Origin of the sequence: Pseudomonas sp. Bc-h (genome assembly GCF_002080045.1) — a bacterium.
Classification (GTDB): domain Bacteria; phylum Pseudomonadota; class Gammaproteobacteria; order Pseudomonadales; family Pseudomonadaceae; genus Aquipseudomonas.
Genome location: NZ_MUIN01000018.1, coordinates 15567 through 28935, shown reverse-complemented (window position 1 = coordinate 28935; position 13369 = coordinate 15567). Strand labels below are relative to the sequence as shown.

At 64.7% G+C, this 13369-nt stretch carries 1 protein-coding gene; it reads left to right on the top strand.

From position 1 onward, the window contains the following. The first annotated feature begins 288 nt into the window (after window positions 1–288). A complete protein-coding gene (locus tag BWR59_RS30710; protein WP_081569428.1) occupies window positions 289–13320 on the top strand; it encodes a BapA/Bap/LapF family large adhesin in 13032 nt (4343 codons plus the stop codon). Window positions 13321–13369: the final 49 nt, after the last annotated feature.

Genomic DNA, 13369 nt, shown 5'->3' with positions numbered 1-13369 from the left:
CGACTAATACCCCCCCTACTCCGACGACCGGCGCTCAATTAAAAACGAGAGCAAGTCTGACTATGTTTCAACGAGTTGACGCCGCCAATGCTTTGAAAAAATGGCGGTTGTCAAAAAAACACACATTGAAACCCGCGGGATCCAATCTAGCTTTCTAATCAAACGGATTACCGCAAACGGATAACCGAGGTGTTTTCAATGGGGCGAGGCCGCAATGGCCGAGCCTTCAAAACCTCGTGTGATTGTTGCGCGGTGCTTGTCTGCAAAAGCAAAAAAAGGACTGGCCAGATGGAAAACATCGTTGTCGCCGACAAAGCTACTTCTCAACTTACTGCCAACCGCTGGGGCGACCTGGCCCTCAATAAACCCTCTGTCGTTCAGATGCCGGTGGCCCCGAATCAGGTCGCATCGGTCAGCCGCAGTGGCCAGGATCTGGTGGTCAACCTCAAGAATGGCGAGCACGTCAAGGTCGCCAATTTCTTCAATACCGGGCCGGATGGCGTCACCAACGACATGGTGTTTCAAGGCGAAGATGGCGCGCTTTGGCAGGCACAGTACGACACACAGGCGTTCAACGGTTTCACCTTCGAAGAAGTGTCATCCATCGACGAACTGATTGCCGGCGCAGGTGTGGTCGGTAGCGCGACACCCACTTGGGCAATCGCCGGGCTGGGGTTGCTTGGCGCAGGAGGTGCAGCAGCGGCCTCGGGCGGTGGTGGTGGCGGCGGCGGTGGCAATGGCGGTGGCTCCGCGGACACAACGGCACCCAGCGCCCCTACCGGCCTGGGATTGTCTTCGGACGGTCTGTCACTGAACGGTCTGGGGGAAGTCGGCAGCCGAGTGAGCGTACTGGACGCGGCCGGCAACGTGCTCGGTACGGCAGTGGTTGGCAGCGATGGAACGTTTCAGGTAGTCCTCAATGCACCGCAGACCAACGGCCAGACGCTCGGTGTCACCCTGACCGACGCGGCGGGCAACGTGTCGACTCCCGGCTCGGTGACGGCGGGTGACACCACTGCGCCCGCAGCCCCTGGCAACCTTGCATTGTCCGCCGACGGCCTATCGCTGAGCGGTACGGGCGAGGCCGGCAGCAACGTCACCATTCGGGATGCCGCGGGCAATGTACTCGGCACGGCGGTGGTTGGCAGCGACGGCACTTTTCAGGTCGTCCTCAGCACACCGCAGACCAACGGCCAGACACTCGGCGTTACCCTGAGCGACCCGACGGGCAACGTCTCGACTCCCGGCTCGTTGACCGCCGGTGACACTACGGCCCCGGGCACCCCTGACAACCTTGCTTTGTCCGCTGACGGCCAGTCCCTGAGCGGCACGGGCGAGGCTGGCAGCAACGTGACCATTCGTGATGCCGCAGGCAACGTGCTCGGCACTGCCGTGGTTGGCAGCGACGGGACTTTTCAAGTCGCCCTCAATGCGCCACAGACCAACGGCCAGACACTCGGCGTGACGCTGACCGACGGCGCAGGCAACGTTTCGACTCCCGGCTCGCTGACGGCAGCCGATACCACCGCTCCCAACGCGCCCGGCAGCCTGGCGGTCAACGCTGAAGGCACAGTGCTGACCGGCACTGGCGAGGCCGGCGCGACCATTCAGGTTCACGGCGCCGACGGCTCGCTGCTGGGCAGCGCAGTGGTTGCTGCAGACGGTACGTTCAGCCTGACGCTCAGCCCGGCGCAGATCGATGGCCAGTCGTTGACCGTCAATGCAATCGATGCCGCGGGGAATGTTTCTGTTCCGGCCCAAGCGGTGGCGCCGGACGTGGATGTGAATCCGCCCGGCAACGGTGATATCACGCCTCCCGCAGCGCCTGCGGATGTCGCAATCAGCGGCAGTGGAACCCTGGTCAGCGGCCATGGCGAGGTGGGCAGCACCGTCAATATCATCGACGCCAACGGCACTCTGCTGGGAAGCGGGACCGTGGGTGCAGACGGCGCTTTCAGCGTTTCGATCAGCCCCGCGCAGAGTAACGGGCAGGTGCTGCAGGTGACCTTGACCGACAGCGCGGGCAACACTTCATCGAATGTGCCGCTGCAAGCACCCGATACAACTGCACCGGCACAGCCTGCCGATCTTTTACTGTCGGCGGACGGGTTGACCCTGACCGGGGTGACCGAAGCAGGCGCGCGGGTGTTGATTCGCGATGCAACCGGAGCAGTGATTGGCTCCGCACGCGCCGGGCTGGATGGCAGCTTCAGCGTGACCCTGACCAGCCCACAGACCAACGGCGAACATCTGGACGTCAGCGCCACCGACGCTGCCGGCAACACATCGACCGCGCCACTGACCGCCGCAGACACCACGGCACCAGGTCAGGTGAGCGATGTGGTCGTCAGTGCCGATGGCGCTCTGTTGTCCGGAAAAGGTGAAATCGGCGCCACTGTCACCGTGTACGGCGCTGGCGGCATGGCGATCGGCAGCGGTGTCGTTAACGCCAACGGCACGTTCCTGATCACTCTGACCACCGCGCCAACACCAGGCGAGCAGTTGCAGATCACACAGACCGACGCTGCGGGCAACCCCTCTCCTGCGCTTGACGTCACCGTTCCCGACACCGATGGCCCGGCTACCCCTGCCAACATCGTGGTCGATGGCAACGGTACTCAACTGACCGGCACGGCGAGCGCCGGTACGCTTATCGAAGTCCGGGACGCCAGCGGCACCCTGCTGGGGAGCGCTGTCGTCGGAAGCGACGGCAACTTCACCGTGGTACTCAACCCGCCGCAAGCCAACGGTGAAGTCATTGACGTGGTCGCCGTGGACGCCAACGGCGAAAGCTCGGTGGCAGTCCCTGTGACGGCGCCGGATATAACGGGGCCACTTGCGGCAACCGATCTTGCGGTGGCCAACGACGGGCTGTCGGTCACCGGCCGCGGGGAACCGGGGGCGACGGTCACGGTGACCGACGCTCAAGGCAATGTGCTCGGCACCGGCACGGTCTCCGCGACCGGAGCGTTCTCCGTGGTGCTCAACGCCGGGCAGACCAACGGCCAGGCCTTGCAAGTCGTGCTGACCGATGCGGCTGCAAACCCCTCTCCCGCAACGCCAGTGGTAGCAGGTGATCTGGACGGTCCTTTGCAACCTAGCGGGATTGCTATCAGCAGCGACGGCATCCTGCTCAGCGGTCATGGCGAAGCCGGATCGCGGATCACCGTCACCGACGCCAATGGCAACATACTCGGCACGGCCAACGTGGCAGCCGATGGCTCGTTCAGCGTCACGCTCAGCAGTGCGCAAAACAACGGACAAACCCTGTCGATCAACGCCAGCGACAGCGCGGGCAACCCTGCGACGCCTGTCGCCTTCACGACGCCTGATACCCAGGCGCCGGCTCCCTTGACCAACGTCGCGCTCGATGCCTCGGGTGCGGTGCTGACCGGTACCGGCGAACCCGGCGCCTCGGTGACCGTGCGCGATGCGCTCGGCAACCTGATTGGCACAGGAAGCGTCGGGGTTGGCGGCAGCTTCTCGCTCAATCTTTCCACCCCGCAAACCGACGGCCAGGCCCTGCAAGTGACCCAGACCGACGGCGCGGGCAACCCCTCCACACCTGTGCCCGTCACTGCGCCGGATCTCAGCGTGCCTGACGCTGTCACCAATGTCGCCATCTCCGCCAACGGCGCGGTGGTCACCGGCAACGGTCAGGTGGGTGCAACAGTCACGGTCACCGACGCCTCCGGCAACCCGTTGGGGACCGCGGTCGTCGGTGACAACGGGCGCTTTGAGGTCACGCTTTCCAGCCCGCAGATCAATGGCCAGAACCTGAGCGTCAGCCAGGCCGACGGCTCCGTTACTCCATCAGCGCCGGTGCCGGTCGAGGCCCCGGATATCCAGGCCCCTGATGCCCCGAGCAACCTCACCCTCGACAGTACTGGCGGCCTATTGAGCGGCCAGGCGGAACCGGGAGCCACGGTCACCGTTCGTGATCAGAACGGCAATCTGTTGGGCACCGCCACGGCAGACGCCACGACGGGCGTTTTCCAGGTGAACTTGTCGACGCTGCAGAACAATGGCCAGACCGTGCAGGTCACCCAGACCGACACTCACGGCAACCCGTCGACCGCCGCTTCGTTGACTGCACTGGACACCACACCGGCCGATGCGCCGACCAACGTGGGTATCAGCGCCGATGGTCTTCACGTATCCGGCAGTGGCATCGTTGGTGAAACCATCGAAGTGCGCAGTGTTGACGGTACCCTGCTGGGAACGGCGGTGGTGGCGCCCAACGGCAGCTTCACCGTGTTGCTCAACAGCGCTCAGCAGAATGGCGAGACAGTCAATGTCACGCAGATCGATGGCAGTCAGACTGCGTCCGCCCCGACGAGTGTAACCGCGCTGGATGTGACGGCACCGCCAGCACCCACCAATGTGTCGGTGGACGTCAACGGTGTGTTGACCGGTACCACCGAAGCGGGCGCTACCGTGCATGTGGTGGATGCCAACGGCACCGTGTTGGGGACTGTCACTGCCGGCCCGAACGGCGGCTTCACCTTTACCCTCCCTGGCACGCTCAACAACGGTCAACTGGTGCAGGTGATTGCTTCGGACGGCAATAACGATTCGCTGCCCGTCGATACCCGTGCGCCCGACACCACCGATCCGGTTCCAGTCGGCAATCTGGCGATCAGTCCGGACGGCACCACTATTTCCGGTACGGGCGAAGCGGGTAGCACGATCACTGTCACCGCCCCTGGCGGCGCAGTATTGGGGACCGGCGTGGTCGGCAATGACGGCGTATTCGTCATCGGCCTCAATCCACCGGCCGCCAGTGGCAGTTCCAACACGGTCATCAGTACCGACAGCAGCGGCAATACCTCGACGCCCGTCGCGTTGCCGGGGCCCGACGGCACCCAAGTGGCGACACCAACGGACCTGGCGGTCAGCAGTGACGGTTTCACCCTGACCGGTGCTGGCACCCCTGGCAGCACCGTCAACGTTGTAGGCGCTGATGGCTCAAGCCTGGGTTCCGGCACCGTGAACAGCCTCGGCCGGTTCACCATTTTCATGCGCTTCGCCCAGTTGAACGCGCAAATACTGCATGTGACTGCCAGCGATGCCAGCGGCCACAACTCGGTGTCCGGTACGGTCGTCGCGGCTGACTCGACCGCACCCGACGCACCCTCCAATCTCACCATCAACGCCAACGGCAGCACTGTCTCGGGCAAAGGCGAAGTGGGCGCTACGGTCACCATTACCGACAGCGCCGGAACCGTACTGGGCACGGGCGTCGTCGCCAGCACCGGCAATTTCAACGTTGTCCTCAACCCCGCGCAGATCAACTCACAACCCCTGACCGCCACGCAAAGCGATGCGGTAGGCAATGTCTCGCAGCCCGGTAGTGTGGTGGCTCCGGATCTGCAAGCGCCGAGTGCTGCCACCGGCCTGACGATCAACAACGTCGGAACCGTAGTCAGCGGTCAAGGTGAAGCGGGCGCTACCGTGACCGTTCGCGACGCAGCGGGCAACGTGCTGGCCACCGGAACCGTCGACCAGAGCGGTCAGTTCCAGGTCACCCTGCCCGGCGCCCAGACCAGTGGCGCCGCCTTGCAGGTCACGCTCACCGACGCCGCGGGTCACACCTCACCACAGGCCAGCCTGAACACGGTCGATACCACGCCACCGGCTACCGTGCAGGACCTGCACATCAGCGGCAATGGCGATACATTGACCGGCACCGGCGAAGTGGGGGCGACGGTACGGGTCACCGACACCAGCGGCACTCTGCTGGGGACCGGGGTCGTCGCCGCCAACGGCACGTTCAGCGTCACCCTCGCTCCGGCACCGAACAACGGCCAGACACTGGACATCAGCCAGACCGATCCGAGCGGAAACGCGTCGCCATCCGCCACCCTTGTCGCGCCCGACATCACCCCACCGGCTGCGCTCACTCAGGTCGCGGTCAATGCGGACGGCCTGACCGTCACCGGCCACGGCGAGCCGGGAGCGACGGTTTCCGTACGCAGCGTGGATGGCACGTTGTTGGGCACCGGGCTGGTCGGCGCAAACGGTTCATTCAACCTCTCGCTCAACTCGCCACAGATCAACGCTCAAGTGTTGACCGTGACTCAGGAAGACCCACCGGGCAACGTTTCCACCGCCGTAAACGTGGTATCGGTAGACCTCACGCCACCTGACAGCCCGGCTGCCCTTGCCCTCAATGGCGCCGGTCTGCAACTGACCGGCAACGCCGAAGCCGGCAGTACGGTGATCGTGCGCGATGCAGCGGGCGGGGTCCTCGGTACCACGACCGCAGCCGCCAACGGCACCTTCCAGGTCACGCTCAATACGCCGCAACTCAACGGCCAGCCGTTGACCGTGACCGCCACTGACGCTGCGGGCAACGTTTCGACGTCAGCGGGCTACAACGCCGCGGACGCCACTGCACCGCTGGCGGTGAGCAATCTGGCGGTCACGGCGGACGGCCTGTCACTCGCCGGACACGGCGAAGCCGGTGCGACAGTGGTCGTGCGCGACGCCAGTGGTACTCAGCTGGGTAGCGCAACAGTCAACGCCAACGGTAATTTCAGCCTCACGCTGACGCCGGGAGCGACAGCAGGCACTGTGCTCAACGTGGTTCAGACCGACGCTGCCGGAAACGCCTCGCCGCAAGCCGCGGTCACGGCGCCGGGTAATCTGGCCGAACCTGCGCCGGTCAACCTGGCGCTGAGTGCCGACGGGCTGACCCTCACCGGGACCGCCACGGCGGGTAGCACGGTCAGTGTCCGCAGCCCTTCCGGCACCTTGCTGGGAACGGCGTTGGTGGGAAGCGACGGCACCTTCAGCGCCACCCTCAATGCTGCGCAATTGAATGGCGAACAACTCAGCGCGACCGCTACCTCCAGCGACGGCATCAATTCCCTGCCCACCGGCTACACCGCCGCAGACGTCACCGCCCCTGCTCCGCTCAGCAATCTGGTGCTGGCCACCGATGGCGCCTCTCTCACCGGCCACGGCGAAGCGGGCGCGACAGTGACGGTGTTGGGTGCAGGCGGGCTGATTCTGGGCAGTGCGTTGGTTGCGGCCAATGGCACGTTCAATCTCACGCTTGGCACACCGCAGATCGCCGGGCAGTCGCTCAGCGTGAGCCAGACCGACGCAGCGGGCAATGAATCCACCAGCCTCAGTCTGCTCGCCAGAGACCTGGTGGCTCCCAATGCACCGGCCGCGTTGGCGTTCAGTACCGATGGCGCGGTGCTCTCGGGCACTGGCGAAGCCGGCGCGACCGTCAAGGTCTACAACGCCGGTGGAGCACTGATCGGGAGCGGCACAGTCCTCATCGACGGCAGTTTCCAGGTCACCCTGACCACGCCGCAAGCCAACGGCCAACAACTGGCAGTGACATTGACCGACGCCGCCGGGAACACCTCGGCGACCACCAACCTGACGGCCATCGACACCACCGCGCCAACCGTATTGACCCAGCTGGCGATTTCCAGTGATGGCGCAACACTCACCGGGCATGGGGAAGCCGGTGCGACTGTCACCGTGAGCGACAGCGACGGCAACCCACTGGGCACTGTGGTGGTGGGCAGTACCGGAACCTTTACCCTGGTCCTCACCCCTGCCCTGACCAACGCTGAAGTGCTGACGCTGGTTCAGACCGATACCGCAGGCAACGTATCGCCGAACGCCACGCTGGTGACACCGGACTTCACGGCGCCCGATCCACTGTCGAATGTAGATATCAATCCCGCAGGTGCGGTCGTGACAGGGACCGGCGAGCCCGGTGCCACCGTGACGGTCAAAGACCCTGCCGGCAATGTCCTTGGCACCAGTGTGGTGCTGACCGATGGCTCGTTCAGCGTCACATTGAGCACGCCGCAGATCAACAACCAGATCCTCAGCGTGCAGCAGGCCGACCCACCGGGCAACGTCAGCACGTCGGTGCCCGTCACCGCACCGGACCTGACGCCGCCGGCGGTTCCAACGCAACTGCAGTTCAACGCAGCCGGTGATGTGCTGAGCGGTCGCGGTGAAGTCAACGCTACGGTAAGCATTACTCTGGCCGATGGCACATCGATCGGCACCGGCTCAGTAGGCGCTGACGGCACTTTCCTGATCACCCTCACTCAGGGCCAAAGCAACGGCCAGCAAGTGTTCGTCGTGCTGACCGACACCCCAGGCAATGCGTCTGCGGCGGGCAACCTGTTCGCTCCCGACATCACTGCGCCCAACCCAGTCGCCAATCTGGCGATCGACGATGCGGGCAGAATCGTCAGTGGGACCGGGGAAGCAGGCGCCACCATTGCCGTCACCGATGCCTTGGGTAACGTGCTGGGCACGGCAACGGTCGGTGCAGGCGGGGCGTTTACCGTCACGCTCTCGGTGCCACAACTCAATGGCGAGGCACTGTCGGTCATTCAACGGGATACGGCAGGCAACCCTTCCACACCGGCGACGGTTGACGCGCCGGATATCACTGCGCCTGCCCTGCCTGTGGCGACAACGCTCAGCCCCGATGGCCTGACCTTGTCCGGTACCGGGGAAGCCGGCGCCACGGTGCACGTCACCAGCGCCAGCGGTGCGGATCTGGGCACCACAACTGTTGACCCTGACGGCACGTTCAGCGTTACCCTGGGATCGGCACAACTCAACGGTCAGGTCCTCACGCTGACCCAGACCGACGGCGCGACCAACGTCTCCGGCAATGCTACCTTCCAAGTGCCTGACGTGACCGATCCGGCGCCGGTCGACAACCTGGCGGTCAGCTTGAACGGTCTGATTCTGACCGGTACCGGCGAAGCAGGCGCCACGGTCAATGTCTCCTTCCAGGGCGCCCCATTGGGCAGCGCGACTGTCGCGGCGGACGGCACGTTCAGCGTCACCCTGACGACGCCTCAGCTCAATGGGCAGCTGCTGTCGGTGGTCCAAGTAGATGCCGGAACCAACGACTCGACCCCGGTCACTGTCAGCGCGCCGGACATCACCGCCCCGGCCCTGCCAACCGTCGCCGGCCTCGATGACGGAACTGTTCTGACAGGGACTGCCGAAGCTGGCAGCACCGTCACCGTCACCTCGGCCAGCGGTGCTCCCCTGGGGTCAGCCACGACAGGGGATGACGGCTTCTATACCGTCATTCTCACTGCACAACAGGCCAACGGTGAAACCCTGTTAGTGACCGCCACCGACATCGCAGGCAACCCCTCGGCAACGCTGCCGTTCACAGCGCCTGACATCACCGACCCCGATCCGGTCACCAATCTGGCGATCAGTCCCGATTACACCCAGCTCGCCGGGCGCGGCGAAGTGGGCGCGAGCGTGGTAGTCACTGTCGGCACCACAGAGGTCGGCAGCGGAACCGTAGGTGCCAACGGCAGCTTCGTCATCACCCTGACCGGCGTCGCCGCCAATCAGGTGCTGTCCGTGATTCAGACAGATGCCGCCGGCAATGACTCCGATCCTTCCGGCCTGACAGTGCCGCTGACACCGCCGCCCAGTGCTCCTGACAATCTCGTGCTCACAGCGGACGGCGTGACGCTGACCGGTACCGCTGTGATCGGCTCTACCGTCACGGTGTTCAGCCCCAACGGCACGCCGCTTGGCACCGCAGTCACCGACATTAACGGCAACTTCACGGTGACGCTGATCCAGGCACAAACCAACGGCCAGATTCTGGACGTCACGGCCAATACAGCGCTCGGTGGTAATTCTGTACCGAGCGAAATCACGGCGGGAGACACCACCCCGCCGGCACCGCTCAGCGATCTGGCGATCAATGCCTCGGGGACCACGGTCACCGGCCGTGGCGAAGTCGGGGCGACCGTCACCATCAGTTCCGCGACCGGTACTGCACTGGGGACCGCAGTGGTCGGCGCCAACGGCACCTTCAGCGCGCAACTCAACACTGCGCAAGCCAATGGGCAACTGCTCAACGCGATCCAGACGGACGCTGCCGGGAACCCGTCGACGCCGCTGAACGTCACGGCGCCTGATATCACCGCGCCAAACGCGCCGTCCGCGCTGGGGCTCAATGGCACCGGCCTGCTGTTGAACGGGGTCGGCGAGGCTGGGGCGACGGTCACCGTGCGCAGCGCTGCAGGTTTGGTGCTCGGCACCGGAACCGTAGCGGGCGATGGCACCTTCTCGGTCACGTTGAATGCCGCGCAACTCAACGGCCAGCCGCTGACCGTGAGTCAGGCGGACGCCGCAGGCAACGTCTCGGCATCCACCGGTTTGACGGCAGCGGACACTACCCCGCCGGCCGGGCTGAGCAATCTGGCGCTCAACGCCGGCGGCCTGCAACTGAGCGGCGTCGGCGAGCCTGGCGCGACGGTCAGTGTGACCAATGCCGCCGGCCAGGTGCTGGGGACAGCACTGGTGGGCGCCGGTGGCAGCTTCACCGTGCAATTGTCCAGCGCGCAACTCAACGGACAGTCGCTCAACGTGCAACAGGCAGACCCTACGGGCAATCTGTCGCCTGTCTCCAACCTGGTGGCCGCCGATATCCAGGCACCTGTAGCGCCGACCGCTCTCGCACTGGCTGCCAACGGCCTGACCGTGAGTGGCAGTGGCGAAGCAGGCGCGACGGTCAATGTCTACAGCGCAGGGGGCGCATTGCTGGGAACCGGTACGGTGGGCGGTGGCGGCACGTTCAGTTTCAACCTGACTTCTGCCGCGCAACTCGACGGCCAGCCGTTGACCGTGAAGCTGGTCGATGCAGCCGGCAACGTCTCAGCCAGTGGCAACCTGACTGCGCCGGACACCACGGCGCCCGGCGCTCCGACAGGCGTTGTCGTGAACGGCAGCGGCACGGTATTGACCGGCACAGGCGTGGCGGGCTCGACGGTGACCGTGCGCAGTGCTGGCGGCGTGGTGCTGGGCACAGGCACTGTCGCGGCCAATGGCAGCTTCTCGGTGGCGCTGGCCGCCGCGCAGATCGACAACCAGGTGTTGAGCGTGACTCAGGCGGACCCTGCCGGGAACGTCTCGGTATCGGCCACGGCCACCGCGCCGGACCTGACCGCGCCCGTCGCGCCGACAACGCTGCTGGTCAGCGGCGACGGCCTGACGGTCAGCGGTACCGGTGAAGCCGGCTCCACGGTGACCATCAAATCGGCGAGCGGCACGGTGCTGGGCACGGCGCTGGTCGGTGGAACCGGGGTGTTCAGCGTCGGGCTCAACGCGGCGCAGATCAACGGCGAAAAACTGTCGGTCAGCCTCACCGATACCCACGGCAATGTGTCGGTGGCAACCGTCGTTACCGCGCCGGATATCGACGCCAACGCGCCGGTCATTGCCAGCGATAACCTGGCCACGGCGACGGTAATCATTGCGCCAGTGAAGGTCACGCAGAACTTCTCCGACTCGTTCACCACGCTGCTGGCGGGCTTCTCCAAGACCTTCACCTTCACTGTCGCCAGCGGCACCAGTATCGATCCGACGCTGACCCTGACCACCAGCAGCCTGGTTTCGCTGCTCGACGGCGTGAACTATACGCTGCAAGTCAAGAGCGCCAGCGGCGCCTGGGTCACCCTCGACGTCAACGGCAGCGGCGGCCTGCTCGATCTGCTGGCGATTGCCGGTCAAGGGGTGCGCGTCAATATCGGTGACTTGCTCGGTGGCGATTATCGCCTGACCGTTGCCAGCTCCGGCATCGGTCTGCTGACCACGGTGACCACCCAGTTGCAGCTGGATATCACCAGCCTGACGCAGTTCACCGGGACGGCAGGTGCGGCGATCACCGGCAACGTCATCAGTGATGTCGGTACCGATGGCCAGGCCGATCAGACCGGCCCTGATCAGGGCGCGCTGTTGCAGATCCAGAAAAACGGCAGCTATGTGGCGGCGGGCGCAGGCACCACCGTGCAAGGCCTGTACGGCACGCTGACGATCGACGCCAGCGGTAACTACAGCTACAAGGCCAATGGCAGTGTCAGCAGCGTCGGCAAGGTGGACGTCTTCAGCTATCAGCTGGTCCACGCCAACGGGCTGAGCGACACCGCGACGCTGTATGTGCGCATCGACAGCCCGCAAGCCACGGAAATCTGGAGCGACAGCAACCTCGCCAATCCGGCGTTGCTGGTCGACGCCATCAACGACATCGCCCATACCGGCATCACCCTGGTCAATCCCGAAGTCACCAGCACTTCCACGCTGGGCAGCTTTGGTGTCTTGCTCGGTGGCGGCAGCGGCACCTACACCACCAGTGTCGCGGCCAACACCGTCAGCGATATGACCGTGGTGGTCAACGCCAGCAACCTGTTGAGCCTGCTGGGCTCGATGACGGTCAGCCTGTACAAGCTCAACACCAGCGGCCAGTACGTGCTGGTGAAAAGCTACGGCGGCGGCTCGTTGCTGAATCTGGGGGGTGGCAACTACGGCATTCAGTTCGACGACCAGACTTCCGGCACCTATCAGGTGAAAGTCGCTGTCGGCGGACTGGGCCTGTTGAGCACGGTCAATACCAGCCTGATCAACGCCGCGACCTTCACCAACCAGTTCGTGGTCGGCAGCTACACGCCGGTCGCGGGCAATCTGCTGACCGACACAGCCGGCGCCGGTGCCGATGTGCTGGGTTCGGCCTATACCGTGCTCAGCGTGCAGCAAGCCGGGACCTTCGTCACGCCGGGCTATAACGGCACGACCATCGCGGGCACCTACGGCTCGTTACTGGTGCATGCCGATGGCAGCTACGCCTACACCCTGAATCCGGGGCAGACCAACGCAGTCATCGGCCATCAGGATGTGTTCACCTATCAGTTGACCCATCCCAACGGCACCACCGACACCGCCACCTTGACGGTGGATCTGGACCAGGCGGGCGCGGTCGCGACCACCTCCTTCGCTGCCCTCGCCAGCGTCGAAGATCATAGCGTCGCGTCCACCGCGGCGGTTGCCAGCACGGAGCTGATTCAGGGCACCGATGGCAACGACACCCTGGACGGATCCCATGGCGGTGCCGTGACTCTGCAAGGGGGTGCGGGCAACGACACCCTGATCATCAGCGACCAGCATTTCGCCTCGGTGGATGGCGGTACCGGCACCGATACCCTGGTCTGGGCCGGTGGCGATGCGACGATCAATCTGGGGGACTTGCAAAGCCGGATTCACAACATCGAGGTGCTGGACCTGAACCACACCAGCGCGGTCTCGCTGACCGTAAGCCTGGCGGATCTGGTAGCAATCACCTCGTCCGACAACAACACGCTGCTGATCAAGGGCGACAGCAAGGACAGCGTACACATGACCGACACCTGGGCCGCAGATGGCACCCACCAGGCGGGCGGAATCGACTATACCCAATACACACCTCAGGAGGATCCGAGTCACCATTTGTGGGTACAAAACGGCATTCAGGTTGTTTAGGGAAGTCTGACCTCGGTCAGTAAGGAAACTCTGTGAAGTCAGTGCGCCG